This is a genomic window from Streptomyces sp. NBC_00250 (assembly GCF_036192275.1).
In the GTDB taxonomy this organism is placed as follows: domain Bacteria; phylum Actinomycetota; class Actinomycetes; order Streptomycetales; family Streptomycetaceae; genus Streptomyces.
Genome location: NZ_CP108088.1, coordinates 8,949,837 through 8,965,993, shown reverse-complemented (window position 1 = coordinate 8,965,993; position 16,157 = coordinate 8,949,837). Strand labels below are relative to the sequence as shown.

Below are 16,157 nucleotides of genomic sequence, written 5' to 3'. Positions count from 1 at the left end.
ACCCGGCACCCACCTGCGGCCCGTCAGGCCGGGCGGGACGGAGGAGGGGCGAAGAAACCCGGCTTCGCGCACGACTTCGTCCTACGGATCCCGTCCGAGAAGAGCTAAGACCGTGTGTACGTCGCGCCTGTAGAGGCATCTGCCCTTGCCGACGGGCTCACGATTCGTCGGTCACGGGGTCACCGGAGGACGGGACCGCTCTCCTCCTGAGGTACGTCGCCACCCCGCACACCGCGAGGAGGAGGGCAGCCACGGCAGACACGCCGAGGGCCGTCCGCTCGGCGAAGAGTCGTCCCAGCACTTCGAGCACGCCGATCCCTGCCGTCGCGTAGACCAGCGCCCAGGCCGCTCCGCCCACGAACAGGGCGGGGAGGTAGCGCGGCAGCGGCATGCGCATGCTGCCCGCGAGGAAGTTGGCGGCGGTCTGGAAACCGACAGTCAGGAAGGAGACGGCCACCACCGGTGCGCCCCACCGCTGGATCGCGCGCTCGGCGCGCTGGAACTTCGCCGAAGAGATCCGCCCGGCGAACCTGCTGCGCCGTGCACCGGCGCCGGCGAGCCACCCGACGGCGAACGTCCCTCCGGCGCGAAGCAGGACGATGACGTAAAGGGCTCCGGCCGTGACCGCGATCTTATCCACGGTGCCTCGTCTCAGGCGCCGGTCCGGAACCCGCGTTCCCCGTCACTCGCATGGGCGTCCCACTCCACCGAGCGCACGACGTGCACAAGCCCGATCACCGTCTCTCACCTGCGCCCCGCCTCTGCCCGTTCCGTCCTCTGTGTTCCCACCTGCGGCACCCGAACCCGAACTCGCTCGCCCGAACCCGCACGTCAGACAAGGGCAGCCTAACCTAATGCCCATACAGCGGATACAGGGCATGTTCCCGGGTCGTTGCCGGAGGGGAATGCCGCGGCGAGCAGGGATCCCCAGGCGTCGGCAGTGGGTGTCCGGCTCAAGGGACGGCCGCGGTGGGTTCGAGACACTGCGGGGCGACGAACGCCTGTCGAGCAGAGCCTAGAGGATCATCTGCTTCGCCCCTGTCATTGCCGCTCCGGTGACGGCACTACGCGGGCATGGGTTGCTGGGGCATGGTCGGCGAACCAACTGGCGGTCTCCTCTTCCCAATCCCAGATAGTCAAGATCCCAGCCGCACGGACCGTAGCGGTGCCCTGCGGACCGTTGCCGTCGTCCTCGCCGGTCGTCTCGCCGTAGCCAGCCGAATCCGTGGTCTGCCCAGCCGTTCCAGCCCCACCACGCGTCATGGCCGAGGTCGGTCGTCCCCGGCGGAGTGGTCGCCTTGGATGGTCATGATGCGGTGGGGGCGTTTGGGTGCCGCTGCCACGTGCAGTGCAGCCCACGCAGGTCCAGGACTACTGGAAGGAGAGGTGGTGGGGGTGGAACTGATCGGTGGGGCAGGCGTGGATGCGCATGTAGCCACGCCCCAGGTACACGCCGGTGGGGGTGATGACGTGCCGGTTCAGGTCGGGACGGAGGTCTTCGCGAGGGGCCCAGCTCTGCGATGCGGGGTCCCATTCGACGTAGTGGGTGGTGAGGAGCGGTGGCATGGAGGTGCCGCAGACGGTGCAGTGGACGGGGCGGGGGTCGGTGAGGTGCCAGGTGGCGAAGCCGCCGACCTTCCAGCCTGGTGCGAGGGAGAGGTCGCTGGTGTACTCGGTGGGGAAGTTTGATTCCCCTTCCCCTTCCCCTTCCCCTTCCCCTTCCTCTTCGTGCTCGTCGAGGAGGTCTTCCTCCCATGTCGCAATGGCTTCCTGGATGTCCCCTGGGAGCAGGCCGAGGTATTCGTGCTCGATGATCTGCTCGGGGTGGACTTCGCAGGGCCGTGGCACGCACTCGGGTGATCCGACGACGACCGGCTCGGGCTGTTCGGTGAGGGTCGCGCCGATGTCTTCGCTGCGGCGCCACTTCAGTACGACGTCGACGCTTTCACCGGGGCCGTGTACTTCGAAGGGGCACCAGAAGACCTGGAGGAGGTCGTGTCCCTCGGGTCCGGTGAAGTCGGGGATGTCGCGTCCCCAAAGCTGCGCTACGGCCAGCATGGGGATGGGGTCCGCTTCGCCGATGGTGGGGTCGTGGAGGCCTGCCTGGAGCGTGGCGAGGAGTGCGATCTCCTGGTCGGTCTTCCTTCGTCCCTCGGCGGCAGCGTGGATTCGGCGCGCGCGGCGCACGTCGGCGAGCAGGTGCCCGGTTCCTTTGGGGTGGATGGCGGTGCACACCGGCCAGGGCTCGTCGGCCGGCCACAGCATGGGGCCGGCGACGGAACTCTCCTGGACATTCGGGTCGCCGGGGCGGGGGTGCAGACGCGTCGCCGTGCGCCGGTAGTCGGCGAGGGCGGGAAACAGCGCCTCGACGTCGTAGGGACGCGGGGGTGTGGCGCGGGTCATGCGGGTCATGCGGGTCTCCGGAACGAGTCGTCGTGGGTGTTGGACAGTTACCGGTTCAGATGTAGCCGACGGCCTGTTCCAGCTTGGACCTGCTGGAGCAGACGCTCCCATGTCCCCGTCGGTCGACCTCAGCCGGTGCCGTTCATGCACGGTCTTCCGCGGCCTGAAGCGTTCGGGCAGGGTACGCCGCTGCGCTCCGGTCCGAGCCCGGTGCCGAATCCCATCAGTTACAGAAGAACGGGCGCGGAAGCGCCAGCGGAAAGACAGTCGCGGTTGATCAAGGCGCCTGAAAACCTGACCGTCATGACTCCGGACCCCGTTGACCAGGCTCGACGGCTCGCGCGTGACCCTTTCCCCGATGCGCTCGGCGTGGTCCTTGCCGGGTCGCCCACTGCGGGGCGAGCCACTGCCGGCAGCGACCTGGACATCGCTGTGCTCATCGGGGACGGTGGCGAGGCCTGCCGGGAGACGATCCGGTTCGAGGGGCGCGTCGTGGAGCTCTTCATCCACACCCGTGCCGGTCTCGTGGACCTCTTCGCTGCGGACGTAGCCGCACGTCGTGCGGTCCTGCAGAGCATGTGTGCCACCGGTCTCGTCCTGGTCGACACGGATGGGGAGGCCGGACGCGCTCGCGCCCTGGCCGAGGCGGACCTCCGCGAGGGTCCGCCGCCGCCGGCACCGGAGACAGTGGAGACAAAGAGGTACGGGCTGACGGACGCCCTGGACGATCTCGCTGATGCGGGCGACCCCATTGCGGCATCAGGGATCCTCGACCTGGTCGGCGGTCCGCGTCGCGAGGGCTGTCGCAGGTCCTGGCGCGGTGTCGTCGATTCGGTGGCTGCTGCCTCCGGGAGCTGACGCGTTGCGGCCGGCGGCGATCAGGGCAATCCCCGCGGCAGGATCCCGGGCTGGGTGAGTGGGGCCCGAGCCAGGGGTACGAGCCAGGTGGGGCACGAGCCAAGTGGGGCAATAGCCAGGTGCCGCCATCTCAGGACGGCACGGTGGGGACGCCCGTACTGCATCGCGTCGAGACTGCCGTCGAGACCGCCGCTGTCGCAGCACGCCGGGCCGCCCCCGCCGCCCCTGGTCCGCTCGACTCCCCCGCCGGGGAAGATCATCCTCTATCCAAGCCTGACGCTCTCTGGGTAGCATCCTGCCCCCAGGTTCGGACACCTGTTCAACATCCGTTCCGGACACGCTATTTGAGTGGCCGTCAGGTGCGAGGACTTGAGGCCGCTGAGTCATGTCGGCCGCGCCGCATCCTTCGGTCGGCTCCCTGATCAGAAGTGGTACTCCATTGCGCTCCAGACCCCCAGGCTCTTTCAAACCCTTGCATCGACTTTCCCGCTTGACCAGCCGTCTGCTCCCGCCGTTGCTCGCCATGGCCGTGGTGGCCGGGGTGGGTGTGAGCAGCGACTACACGGCGCCGCAGATCGAGCCGGTCGCCGACTACGACTGGTACGAGGACACCGCCGCCGAGCAGTTGCGGCAGGACCAGTGCCTGATGAGCGACGTCCTGCGGCTGGGTGGTCCGGCCATGGCCGGCACCGCGCAGGACGGGCTCAACCAGAGTCCGGAGCGGCTGCGGGAGCTGGCCGACCGGGACTATTGGGAGAACACTCCGCTCGCCACCGCGTACAAGTCGGACCGGGATGCCGCGCTGGTCGAGCTCGACCGGCTCAACACGCTCCACGACAGCTGGAAGATAACCGGGCTCCAGACGCCGGGCGGCTTCGGTTCCGTCGTCGACTTCGAGTGGCCGCCCGGGACCAGCGGTGACGACGGTGAGGACTTCCACACCCAGACCGGCCTCACGGCGTGGATCGCCGACCGGTTCTGGAAGGACGAGAGCGACTTCTACGAGGACGCGACTCCGCCGGCCGACGCGGAGACCATCGCGGCCGTCAAGGCTCTGGGACAGCCGCTGTACGGCGGTGACCCCGATCCGTCCCTGCCGGACTGGAACCGACAGCTCGCCCTCCGGAGCGCCTACGAGCACCTGACGGACTGGAGTCTGGAGCCGACCGGCGCGGACAACGCCCGTATGTTCCTGAGCTCGGGCGGCTTCCCGAGCAAGGCACCGGTGCCGGGTACCGCCGAGCACCGGGTCGCGGTCGAGGACCTCAAGTCCCGGTTCGCCGCCTGTGCGTGGCGTGATCCGATGGACCCGGAGAAGGTCCTGGGCGAGGTCTCCGCGACCGCCGGGGCGGAGTGGCAGCAGGAGATCGGCTCGCAGGCCGCCAAGCGCAACGACATCCTGACCGCGAACAAGAACGCCGTCCAGGCGTTGACCTTGGCCTCCGAGTCGATGGGCAAGTTGCTCGGCCACTCGTGGGTCGCCGACCACATCACCCGCTGGCAGGACTACTGGTCCTCCGGCGGCATCGGTTGGATCGGCTCCTCCCCGATGGCCGTCCAGATCCCGGGCGCGACCGGCAAGTGCCTGGGCGTGCAGGGTTCCGGCACGGCGAGCGGCACGGCTGTCGAGGTCGTCGCCTGTTCCACGGCGGCCGCCCAGCAGTGGAGGATCAACGGGAGTTACGGCGAGGGCTACAGCCTGCAGAACGTGAACTCGCAGAAGTGCCTCGACGTCGCGACCAACCAGACGAAGATCCAGATCTGGACCTGCAACGGCACGCCCATGCAGGTGTGGAAGTTCGGTGTCCGGGCCGGCGCCACCCTGCAGAACCTGGGGGCGAACAAGTGCCTGAACTTCCCCACGTACACCGCGGGGCAGGACGCGCTCGCGGCCGCCTGCAGCACCGCTGCCACGCAGAAGGTGCTGTTCAAGGTCTCCGAGCACAACGGCAGTGTTCCGCCGTCGACGGAGTTCACCAAGGCTTCGCAGCGGCTGAGTGCCGCGCGCGCGGGGGCGGCGGCCGAGCTGGCCAGACTCAAGAGCCAGGCGACGGCTGCGACGACCGCCCAGACCTCCAGCGCCACCGCCGAACAGGCCGCGTACGCGATCGCGGACGCCAACGGGTCGCCGCGGGGCCGCGGTCTGCTGGTGGGCCAGCAGAAGGCGCAGGTCACTCAGGGTGCGGCGGCCGCGGTCACGGCGCTGGTGAAGGCCGGCGAGACCGCCGAGGCGGCCACCCGGGCGGCTGCCTCGGACAGCGCCACGATCGCCCAGCGGGCGCTCGCGCAGGCCGCGCAGTCGAAGGCGGAGTTCCGCAAGCAGGCGGCCTACCGGGCCGAACTGCAGGCCAAGGCTGCCGCGGACGCGGCCAAGCTGCACCGCGACAACGCCAAGAAGGACAAGGAGCTGGCCGAGGCCAAGCTCGCCGAGTCCCTGGTCGCGGAGGCGGACGCGAAGGCGGCGGCGGCTGACGCGCACGCCAAGCGGCTGAAGGCCGAGGCCGAAGAGGCCACGGCGAAGAAGGAGAAGGAGACCGCCGACCTCAAGAAGGCGGAGGCGGCCCAGCACCGGCAGACCGCGGAAGCCGAAGCGGTCAACGCCGAGACCGCCAAGGGCGAGGCCGAGGCGTCGGAGGCCACCGCGGTGGCCCGGAAGAAGGACGCCGAGACCGCCCGGGATCGTGCCAGGGAACTGCGCGACGACGCGTGGGACGCCCAGCAGAAGGCCGACGCGGAACGCGCCAAGGCCGATGCCAAGAAGGCCTACGCCGAATCCCTGGAAGCGGGGGACGCGGCGGACGCCGCGCGGGCGGCGGCCAACGAGGCCGACGGGCACGCGGACGACGCCGAGGCGGCGGCCGGCCGGGCCCGCACCGCGGCCGACGCGGCCACCCAGGCGGCAGCGGACGCGGACGCGGCGGCGACCCGCGCGGAGGCCGCCGCCAAGCGGTCCCGGGCAGCCGCGGACGAGGCGCAGGCGGCCAAGCTGCGCGCGGACGCCGCGGTGCGCACCGCGACCAGCGCCGCTGCCGACGCCATCGACGCCTCCGAGCACGCCTCGGCCGAGGCCGCGCTGTCGGTCAAGGCGGCCGACGAGGCTGAGGCACACGCGAAGACGGCCAAGGCGGAGGCGGACGCGGCGCAGGTCGAGGCCGACAAGGCCACCGTCGCCGCGGCGAAGGCGGCAGGGTTCGCCTACGTCACCGCGCAGGCGGCGGTGGACGCCGGGAACTCGGCCGCACAGGTCGCGGCTCCCGCGAACGACGCGATCCAGCTCGGCTCGCCGTACGTCACCAAGGACTCGGCCGCTTCTCTGGTGGTCCTGTCCGGCCAGGCGGCGAAGACCATCGCCGAGCAGCAGAAGGCCGTCGCGGACGCCCACGCCGCGAACGCGGCCGAGGAAGCGGCTGCCGCCCAGGTCATCGCCGACCAGGCACAGGGCGACGCCAAGGCCGCGTACCAGCACGCGGCGAACGCCTCCAAGCACGCCGCGGACGCCCGCGGCTACTCGAAGGAGGCACTGACCTACGCGGCCGCAGCGGCGACCGCCGCGGCGAAGGCGCAGCAGTCACTGGCCCGCACCATCGAGTACGGCCGGCAGGCCACCGCCGACGCGGCGGCCGCCGACAAGGCCGCGGGCCGTGCCGAAGGCTACGCCGAGGCCGCCCGCACGTCCGCCGATGCCGCCGCCCTCGACGCCGCCGCCGCCCGCGCGGCCGCCACGCAGGCGGAGGAGTCCGCGAGCCAGGCGAGGGCCGCCGCCGAGCGGGCCGACGCCGCGGCGACGGCGGCGGAGGAAGCCGCCAAGGACGCCCAGGCGTACGCCGAGTCGGCCCAGCAAGCCGCGACGCAGGCCGAGAACGCGGGGAACACCGGGCAGATCGAGACCGGGACGGTCCCGGACGAGGCCGGCGGACTCATCGGTGGCGTGTTCTACGTCGTCAACAGCATCGAGAAGGTCGGCGAACCGCAGATCCTCAAGAAGACGGAGGGCTGCGACGGTTGGTGGGACCAGCTCTTCTACGACGGCGACTGCACGATGACCCAGAGGATCGGGTACAAGGCCGACCTCGACCTGTACCTGTGCCGTACGGAGGTCTGGGAGAACTCGTGCTACTCCGGGAACACGCTGTACCTGGGACCGCACAAGACGGACACGCAGTACACCGAGGTCACGCACACCATCACGATCGGTGAGTACCAGCAGGGCGTCGACCCCATCGACATCCTCTTCGGCAGCTGGATCCGATGCGCCCAGAAACTCACCCCTGGTGGTGAGAACGGGAGCTGGGGCGGTTGCGCCTGGGCCGTGGTGGATGTGGCGTCGCTGTTCGCGGGCAAGATCATCCGCCCGATCGCGGACGCCGTCCGGGCGATGGACGCCGCCGCCAGGACCGGAATCGGATTCATCGACGCGTGGGCGGCTCTGCGCACCCTTCGGTTCTCCGAAGTCGCCGTCGCGGGCATCGCCAGCAAGATCATGCAGGCGGTGTACGAGGCGTGCGAATCCGCCGCTTCGAGGGCGGGGCCGGCCGTCGGCGTTCGGGCGTTCGCCGCCCAGAGCTCACCTCAGGAGTGCATCGAGGAGATCCTCGAGGGCCTGGTGAAGGACGGGGACCACGTCGTCCTCGGCATCAACCCCTACGCGGACGACCTGGCGGAGTCGATCGGAGCCAAGACGTTCAACAACGACGCCTACGGCACGAACCTGCCACGGGACATGGGTATGGGCGAGCGTCCGATCTGGACGGTCGGAGTCGAGAGGTCGGTGTCCAACCCCAACGTGCGGCTGACGGTCTCCCTGGACGGTGTCGCCGGCGCCGCCAACGCCGACGAGGCGATCCAGCGTCTGCTGCAGCGAGGTGAGACGATCAGCAACAGTGACTGGAAGTTGATCCGGTCCAGCGGCTACGGAACCGCGTGGGAGATGATAAAGCTGCGCACGGCGGTCAGGCTGGGCCAGCGTACCTGGAAGTCGATCGAGTGGCGCATGGGCGGCAAAGAGGTCTTCCCCGAGCGCTTCAAGCTGGCCAACGGGGAGCCGGTGCCGTGATCGAGAGAGGGCTTCGGGCATGACCGAGTTCATCCGTACCGGGAGGCTGTTCCGAGTGCACGGGTTCAACCCGTCCCACCGGCAGCTCATCCTGCAGAGCGAAGCGACGCTGATCGACGGGACCTCGACCCACATCGAGGTGCATGTCGGCCACGTGAGGCTGATGCTCCTGCAGCCCTACTACCGCAACGGCCTGCACATCCGGCGCGCCGGCCCGCAGGAGTTCGCGGTGCTGGCGGAGCGGCACGGGCTGAAGCCTGAAGACGCGGCCTACACCTGGATGCTGGACCCTGACGGCGACAGCTTCGTCATCGGTAGCCCGCCGGACTGGCGGGAGGCGGAGTACGCGCTGATGGGCGACCGGGAGTCGCTGTACGACGGGCCCTGGCCACCGGACTTCCCGACGGAATCGGGAAACCTCTTCTGACGCCTCGGCGCTGCGGAGACACACAAAGGTGAGGGCGGCACCCGTATCGCGGGTGCCGCCCTCGGCCTTTCAGTGACGGTCCGGCACCTGGTCGACCGGATGGACGAGTTGGCTGGTCAGTTCGTATCGCGCGCCGACGATCGCCAGCCGTCCCGCCGTGATCCTCGTCGCGAGGTCGGGCTCCGCGGCGAGTTGTGACCGCACGCGCCGCACCTGCGCCGAGACGGTGGCGTCGATGCGGGCGGGGCCCTCGTGCGAGTGGTCGATCGCGGGCTTGATCTGGTCGGCGATGTACTGGATGTGCGCGGGAAGCCGCTCACCGGTCTGCTCCGCGTGGACGGCCGCGGAGACGGCGCCGCACGACTGGTGTCCGAGGACCACGACGAGCGGGATGTCCAGTTCCAGCACTCCGTACGCCACGCTGCCGAGCACCGCCTCGTCCAGGACCTCTCCCGCGGATCGTACGGTGAGCAGATCGCCCAAGCCCTGGTCGAAGACGAGCTCAGGCGGGACACGGGAGTCGATGCAGCCGAGTATGACGGCGAACGGATGCTGTCCGGAGACCATTTCCCTCCGTACGGCGAGCGTCTCGTGAGGGTGGCGCTCGTGGTGGGTGCGCCAGCGACGGTTGCCCGCGTTCAACTCGCGTAATGCCGCTGCGGGGGTGGCGGGTCTCGGCTTCTCGTTCACCGGAGGTGCTGCCGACGCCGCGGGGAGGTCCGATGCCCAGGACCCTGCGGTGAGCGCCGCTCCTGCGAGGGCGGTGCGCAGCAGTGTGCGACGCGAGGAGGAAGCGGCCGTGGCAGGGCTCTGGGATATGTGTGGTTCAGAAGAAGAAGGAGTCATCCGAGGAACGTACGGCCCTGTGAGGCCGCCCCGGTTGCGCATTGCTCAATGCGCAGAACGTCTTTGACGGCTGTTGACGGCTGTTGACGCCACGCCGCCCGAGGGCCCGCTCCCCCACCTCGGGAGGTATGGGGAGCGTGCGGATCGGCCGCTCGCAGGGCAGTGGCCGAGCCGTGCCGGGTCAGGGGGTGACGGTGAGGACGATCTTGCCGGTGGTGCGACCGGTCTCGCCCAGCGTGTGGGCCCGGGCTGCTTCTTCGAGGGGGAAGACCTCGTCGACGATCACGCGCAGGCGGCCGTTCTCGACCAGGGAGGCGATCTCGCGCAGCCCCGCGTGGTCGGGCTCGACGAGCATGAACACCGCCCGAACTCCGGCGAGTTCGGCTTCCTCGATGGGAAAGGTGTCGTCCAGCGGCAGGATCGACACCAGTGTGCCGCCCGGGCGCAGCGTTCGTAGGGAGCGGGCCCGGTCGAGGCCGCCGAGGGGATCCAGGACGACGTCGATGTCGACGTCGCGAAGGGTCTCGGCGACGTCCTGGGTGCGGTAGTCGATCGTCTCGTCGGCGCCCAGCGAGCGCAGCAGCCCGTGCTTCGCGGCGCTGGCCGTGCCGATGACGTACGCTCCGCGCGCCTTGGCGATCTGTACGGCCAGGTGGCCGACGCCTCCGGCGGCCGCCTGGATCAGGACGCGCTGGCCGGGCTGCACGTTCGCGGTGTCCACCAGGGCCTGCCACGCGGTCAGTGAGGCGAGTGGCAGGGCGCCGGCCTGTACGTGGGTGAGGCCGTGGGGGCGAGGGGCGAAGTGGCGGGCCGGGGCGGTGACGTACTCGGCGTAGGCGCCCGCCGGGTGCGGGAAGCGCGGCATCCCGAACACCTCGTCGCCGGTTTGGAAGAGCGTCACTCCGTCGCCGATCGCCTCGACCACCCCGGCGACGTCGAAGCCGAGCGTGAACGGCGGCCTGCTGCCGTCGGCGAAGACTCCCCGCTGGCGGGTCTTCCAGTCGGCCGGGTTCACGCCCGCCGCATGCACGCGGACCAGGATCTCGCCACGTCCGGGGACCGGGCGCCGCGTCTCGACGAGCCGGAGAACGTCCGGCGCTCCGGCGGCGTCCTGGGAGACGGCTCGCATGGTCGTGGCGGCGTCCCGGGAGACGGCTCGCATGGTCGTGGCGGCGTCCCGGGAGACGGCTCGCATCGTCGTGGTGGTGGTCGGCTTGTCCATGATCACGTGCTCTTCTCATCCGGTGCTTCTTGTCCGCTCGTGCCGTTCGGCTCGGCACGCCCCAAGACTGTCCGGGCGGGCACCGCCCTCGTAGTGGCCCGATGGTCAGGGAGTGAAAGGATCGGGCCATGCACCACGTTGGCGTTCTGGCCCTGGACGGCGTCTTCCCCTTCGAGCTCGGCATCCCCGCGCGGATCTTCGGCGCCGCCCGCGACGACGCGGGCAACCGGCTCTACCGGGTGACCACATGCAGCCTGGACGGCGGCCCGGTCCGCACGGAGGGCGACTACGAGATCACCGTCGCCCACGACGCCCGCCTCCTGGCCGCCGTCGACACCGTCGTGATTCCGCCCTCCCACACCCTGGGACCCATCCGCGAGGAGGGGCGCCTGCCCGACCCCCTGCGCGAGGCGCTGGCCGCCATCCGTCCCGGAACCCGGATCGTGGCCATCTGCACCGGCACCTACGTGCTGGCGGCAGCCGGACTGCTCGACGGCCGCAGCGCCACCACGCACTGGCGCGAGGCCGACCGCCTGCAGCGCATGTTCACCACCGCACGCGTCGACCCCGATGTCCTCTTCATCGACGACGGCGAGATCCTCACCTCCGCCGGAGTGGCCGCCGGCATCGACCTGTGCCTGCACATCGTCCGCGGCGACCACGGCAGCGCCATCGCCAACGACGTCGCCCGCTCCTGCGTCGTCCCTCCCTGGCGCGACGGCGGCCAGGCCCAGTACATCCGACTCCCCGTCCCCGACCCCACCGCAGCCGGCACCGCCCCCACCCAGGCATGGGCCATGGAGCACCTCGCCGAACCCCTCACCCTCGCCGCCATGGCCGCCCACGCCAACGTGAGCGTGCGCACCTTCACCCGGCGCTTCCGCGCCGAGGTCGGAATGAGTCCCGGCCAGTGGCTCATCCGCCGGCGCGTCGACCTGGCCCGGCACCTGCTGGAAACCACGGACTGGCCCGTCGATCTCGTCGCCGACCGCGCAGGCTTCGGCACGGGTGTATCCCTACGCACACACCTCCACACGACCCTCGGGACCACACCCCAGGCCTATCGCCGCACCTTCCGCCCGACGCCCGACACCGGCGACCACCTGACCCGGGAATCCCGGCCGGCATCGGAGTGGGCTGCCGGGGCGGGGGCGGAACGGGGCGGGATGGGGTGAGGCGGGGCGGCGGGATGGGGTGGGGTGACCGGAAGCCGCCTCGGCCACCTCGGCGTGGCCCAGGGCCTGTTCGACCTCGGTAACCGTGGCGCCACCGCGTGCGTGCTCCAGATCGGCGATCTGGTGATCCGACCGACCGGCGATCCGATGACCTGATGATCTGATTGACGGGCGATTCGGTGATCTGTCGAGACCCACGATTCGATGATCTGAGGCACGTCCGTTTGAGCGGGCTTGTCTTCGGCGCCGACCAGGCTGACCCAGCGACCTTCGATCCGCCCGGGCTGCTCCTTGCCCCGTGCCACGGCATAACACGCCCTGGGAGCGTTGACCCGTGGTGTCGTGCGGCAACGGGTCGATACTCGCCTCGTGGACACCGACACCGATCTTGCCCGCGGCCGTGCGTACTACGCCGCGGCGGCCTGGCTCGATGCGTTCGAGGGGTTGGGGGCCGTGGACGCGGCGACACCGCTGGGGCCCGTTGACCTGGAGCTACTGGCGAGGTCCGCGTACATGCTGGGCCGCGACGACGAGTACGTGGCGGGGCTGGAGCGCGCGCACGCGCTGTGGCTGGACGCCGGCGACGTACCCCGTGCCGTCCGCTGTGCCGTCTGGATCGGCCACAGCATGCTGTTCCGGGGGCACGGCGCCCGGGCGAGCGGCTGGTTCTCGCTCGGCGAGCGCCTCCTGAAGGCCGACGGGCGGGACTGCGTCGAACGCGGATACCTCCTCATCCCCGTGTGGCTGAGCCAGATGGGTGGCGGTGACTGGCAGTCTGGTTACGCGACGGTGACCGAGGCCGCCGAGATCGGCGAGCGGTTCGGCGACGTGGACCTGATGTGGTTGGCACGTGACGAGCAGGGCCGCGCCCTGGTGAACCTGGGCCGTGTGAGCGAGGGCATGCGCCTCGTCGACGAGACGCTCGTGGTCGTCGAGTCCGGTGCGCTTTCGCCGATCGTCAGCGGCATCGTCTACTGCAACACCATCGTCTTCTGCCGCGATCTGTTCGATCTGCGTCATGAGCGTGAGTGGACGGATGCCCTGACCCAGTGGTGCGAACGGCAGCCGCAGATGATCGCCCACAACGGTCTGTGTCTGGTGCATCGGGCCGAGGTGCTGCAGTACAGCGGCGCCTGGCCCGCCGCGCTCGATGCGGCCCGCCGGGCAACAGAACGATTCGCGCGGGGCGTGCTGAACCAGATCGCCTGCGGTCAGGCGTTCTACCGGCAGGGCGAGATCCACCGGCTGCGGGGTCGCCTGCCCGAGGCCGACGCCGCGTACCGGGAGGCCAACCGCTGCGGATTCGAGCCGCAGCCCGGATTCGCGCTGCTGCGGCTGGCACAGGGCAACGACGAGGCCGCGGCGGCGACGATCCGGCGTGCCGTCTCCGAGTACACCCGGGAACTGGAGCGAGCGGCTCTGCTTCCGGCGTACGTCGAGATCATGCTGGCCGGGGCCGCCCCCGACGTCGACGGTGCGGCTGAGGCTGCCCACCAGATCGAGGCGATCGCGGAGCACCAGGGCAGCGACGTGCTCCGTGCGATGGCGGCGCACAGCGTTGCCTCGGTGGCGTTGGCGAAGGGCGACGCCGACGCCGCCCTCACGGCAGGGAGGCGTGCGTGGCACGCGTGGCAGGAGCTCGGGGCGCCGTACGAAGCCGCCCGGGCGCGCGTCCTTGTGGCGTCCGCCTGCCGCTCGCTCGGTGACGACGACACATCCGCCCTGGAGCTCCAGGCGGCTCGCGCCGTGTTCGCCGAGCTCGAAGCCGGGCCGGACGTCGCTCATGTCGATTCCCTCGCTCGTGGCGGGCCGGCCCCGGACACCCACGGTCTCTCGGCCCGCGAGCTCGAAGTGCTCCGCCAAGTGGTCAGCGGCGCGAGCAACCGGCAGATCGCCTCCGCTCTGGGGATCAGCGAGCACACCGTGGCACGGCACCTGCAGAACATCTTCGCCAAATTGGACGTCTCCTCGCGGACGGCGGCGAGCACCCTGGCGTTGGAGCACGGCCTCGTCAGAGCCGATGGTCAGGAATGACCATCCCGGTCGCTGACTGCTTGGTGAATACGCGCGATGCGACGCCCGCCACCACAGGCCTAGTGTCGAATCGTCCGAACGACACGACACGCCACCGCAGGGGAACCGCATGACGTGCCGCTGAACCGAGGAGGACAGCATGTACGTCGTGGTCCAGCACCAGATCGTGAACCCGGCAACCGCCTATCCCCGCGGCCAGGCCCTGATGAGCGGCACCGGAGCACCCGACGGCACCCGGGTGCTGCAGTTCTTCCCGCACGTCGACGGATCCGCCGCGATGTGCCTCTACGAGACGAAGTCCGTCGGGGACGTCCAGCGCTTCGTCGACACGACTCTCGGGGACTCGAGCATCAACATCTGCTACGAGGTCGACTCCGAGAAGGCCTTCGCCGACCGTCCACTGGGCCTGAAGCAGTCTCCGGCGCCGGTCACCCACTAGCGAACAAGTCCGATGTCTTCATTGATCGAATGCGATGAGCGACCGCGTGATGGGGGCGCCGGTCGTGTGGTTACGCCAGATCGCTGCGGCCATGGGATCGCTGTGCTGCCCGAGTTTCAACAGGTCAGTGGCCGGCTTCCGGATGCCAGAGGGCGCCGGCGTAGCGGATGAGGGCGTCAGTGAACTCCGAGTGCTGCTGCTCGGTCATGGGTCCGAGGACGCAGAGCGGGATGCGGCGGTCCGGCCGGCGGTAGATGCCGCTGGGGTAGGCCCAGCCCGCTGGACGGGCGCTGGCAAGGTTGGCGGCGTCGGTGGAGCGAACATACAGCGCCCTGTAGTCGTACGGCATGTGGGATGGGATCGCCTCCACGGTGACCATCTGGATCTGATCCCAGCCGACCGCACGGCGGAAGGCACCAGTGGCGACGATGCCGTGCGGACCGACGCTGAGGGACCAAGGAGGCCTCTCCCGCTCGTAGCGCCTCCTGACCACGCTAAGCACCAACACTAAGAGATACACGAGCGCGAATATCCCGGCGATGACACCCGCCAACCCGGCCAAGCTCCCCGGAGTGGGGCTGCTCTCCTCCCGCTGGAAGGCTCCGTCCGCCAGCGCATAGCCGAGGCCGCCTGCCGTGATCGCCCACAGAACCGCAGATACCCGCCACACACGCGAGACGTGCGCACTGGTCATTCGTGCGTAGTCGGTGGTTGGCTCCCGGCCGGTCCAGGAAATCTCGAAGGGGCCGTCGTCTGCGGGCTGCCGCTGGGTGGGCGGCGGGGTGGTGATGCGAGACGGCACCCGGGTCAGGGTGGTCGCGTCGGAGGTGCCGAGGGTGTCGAGGGCGGTGCGGAGCCGGCCCAGGTGCTCGTGGACTGCTGCTGCCGTCTGGGGACGCTGGTCGGGGTCGCGTTGGAGCAGTTCAGTGACGAGCTGGATCACCGCGGGCGGCAGCTCGGGCCGATGTGTGCCGAGTGAGGGTGCGTCCTCGGCGAGCTTTTGGTGCATGATCGCGAGGCCGGTTTGCCCGGTGAACGGTGGACGGCCGGTGAGCATGGCGAAGAGGACGCTGCCGAGGGCGTACAGGTCCGAGCGCACGTCGCCGTGTTCGGTGAGGAACTGCTCGGGCGCGCCGTACTCGGGCGTGCCGGCAGGGGCGAGCTGCGAGGAGTGGGCGAGGGTGAAGGCCCTCTGGATGAACCCGGCGATGCCGAAGTCGACCACCTTGACCCGGCCGTCGGGGGTGAGCATCACGTTGTGCGGCTTGATGTCGTAGTGGATGACCTGCGCCTGGTGCGCGGCGACCAGGGCCGCGCAGATCTCCTGGGCGATCTGAAGAGCGCGGGCCACGTCCATGGAACTCTCATCGCGGATGTGTTCGGCGAGATTGGCACCCTCGACCCGTTCCATGACCAGGAACCACAGGTCCTCGTGGACTCCTCGGTCGTGGAGGGCGACCACGTTCGGATGGCTGATCTGCGCGGCGGCCACCGCCTCCCGCTCGAACCGGCGCGGCAGATCCGTGTGCACCCCCTCGTCCAGCACCAGCATCTTGACCGCGACATCCCGGTGCAGCATCCGGTCCCGCCCGGCCCACACCTCCCCCATACCGCCCCGCCCCAGCCGCTTCTCCAACTCGTACCGCCCCGCGATCAGCTCTCCGCGCTCCACCAGCCACCCCCGATGACAAAGCCGTGCC

The 16,157-nt window shown here is 70.1% G+C and carries 12 protein-coding genes; 7 read left to right on the top strand and 5 right to left on the bottom strand.

Annotation, left to right across the window (positions count from 1 at the left end; translation table 11 throughout):
* Nucleotides 1-157: 157 nt before the first annotated feature.
* Together OG259_RS40330 and OG259_RS40325 are read right to left on the bottom strand one after the other, a co-directional pair.
* On the bottom strand, nucleotides 158-640 hold the full coding sequence (locus OG259_RS40330; protein ID WP_328946799.1) for a DedA family protein: 483 nt from the start codon (nucleotides 638-640) through the stop codon (nucleotides 158-160).
* A gap of 731 nt (nucleotides 641-1,371) precedes the next feature.
* The gene (locus tag OG259_RS40325) at nucleotides 1,372-2,412 is read right to left on the bottom strand and encodes a hypothetical protein (RefSeq protein ID WP_328946798.1); all 1,041 of its coding nucleotides are present in this window, start codon (nucleotides 2,410-2,412) and stop codon (nucleotides 1,372-1,374) included.
* A gap of 294 nt (nucleotides 2,413-2,706) precedes the next feature.
* On the opposite strand from OG259_RS40325, the gene OG259_RS40320 reads away from it, so the two are divergent.
* The 3 genes from OG259_RS40320 (at nucleotide 2,707) to OG259_RS40310 (ending at nucleotide 8,741) form a co-directional block, all read left to right on the top strand.
* Complete coding sequence (locus tag OG259_RS40320) at nucleotides 2,707-3,261, top strand: nucleotidyltransferase domain-containing protein (protein WP_328946797.1); 555 nt, start codon at nucleotides 2,707-2,709, stop codon at nucleotides 3,259-3,261.
* Nucleotides 3,262-3,784: 523 nt separating this feature from the next.
* Nucleotides 3,785-8,314 (top strand): polymorphic toxin type 27 domain-containing protein, encoded by a 4,530-nt coding sequence (locus tag OG259_RS40315; RefSeq protein WP_328947323.1) that lies wholly within the window; start codon nucleotides 3,785-3,787, stop codon nucleotides 8,312-8,314.
* A gap of 19 nt (nucleotides 8,315-8,333) precedes the next feature.
* A complete protein-coding gene (locus tag OG259_RS40310; protein ID WP_328946796.1) occupies nucleotides 8,334-8,741 on the top strand; it encodes a hypothetical protein in 408 nt (135 codons plus the stop codon).
* Nucleotides 8,742-8,810: 69 nt separating this feature from the next.
* On the opposite strand, the gene OG259_RS40305 is transcribed toward OG259_RS40310, so the two are convergent.
* Both OG259_RS40305 and OG259_RS40300 read right to left on the bottom strand, forming a co-directional pair.
* On the bottom strand, nucleotides 8,811-9,587 hold the full coding sequence (locus tag OG259_RS40305) for a carbonic anhydrase (protein ID WP_328946795.1): 777 nt from the start codon (nucleotides 9,585-9,587) through the stop codon (nucleotides 8,811-8,813).
* 181 nt (nucleotides 9,588-9,768) lie between these two features.
* On the bottom strand, nucleotides 9,769-10,749 hold the full coding sequence (locus OG259_RS40300) for an NADP-dependent oxidoreductase (RefSeq protein ID WP_328947322.1): 981 nt from the start codon (nucleotides 10,747-10,749) through the stop codon (nucleotides 9,769-9,771).
* Between the two features lie 188 nt (nucleotides 10,750-10,937).
* Between OG259_RS40300 and OG259_RS40295 the strand changes: the two genes are divergently transcribed.
* The 4 genes from OG259_RS40295 (at nucleotide 10,938) to OG259_RS40280 (ending at nucleotide 14,457) form a co-directional block, all read left to right on the top strand.
* On the top strand, nucleotides 10,938-11,984 hold the full coding sequence (locus OG259_RS40295; protein WP_328946794.1) for a GlxA family transcriptional regulator: 1,047 nt from the start codon (nucleotides 10,938-10,940) through the stop codon (nucleotides 11,982-11,984).
* A 24-nt stretch (nucleotides 11,985-12,008) separates the two neighbouring features.
* Nucleotides 12,009-12,140, top strand: a complete 132-nt coding sequence (locus tag OG259_RS40290; RefSeq protein ID WP_328946793.1) for a hypothetical protein — start codon at nucleotides 12,009-12,011, stop codon at nucleotides 12,138-12,140.
* A gap of 213 nt (nucleotides 12,141-12,353) precedes the next feature.
* On the top strand, nucleotides 12,354-14,018 hold the full coding sequence (locus tag OG259_RS40285) for a helix-turn-helix transcriptional regulator (protein WP_328946792.1): 1,665 nt from the start codon (nucleotides 12,354-12,356) through the stop codon (nucleotides 14,016-14,018).
* 139 nt (nucleotides 14,019-14,157) lie between these two features.
* Nucleotides 14,158-14,457, top strand: coding sequence for a hypothetical protein (locus tag OG259_RS40280; RefSeq protein WP_328946791.1), 300 nt, complete (start codon nucleotides 14,158-14,160; stop codon nucleotides 14,455-14,457).
* 124 nt (nucleotides 14,458-14,581) lie between these two features.
* Here OG259_RS40280 and OG259_RS40275 read toward each other — a convergent pair whose 3' ends face one another.
* Nucleotides 14,582-16,129, bottom strand: a complete 1,548-nt coding sequence (locus tag OG259_RS40275) for a serine/threonine-protein kinase (RefSeq protein WP_328946790.1) — start codon at nucleotides 16,127-16,129, stop codon at nucleotides 14,582-14,584.
* Nucleotides 16,130-16,157: the final 28 nt, after the last annotated feature.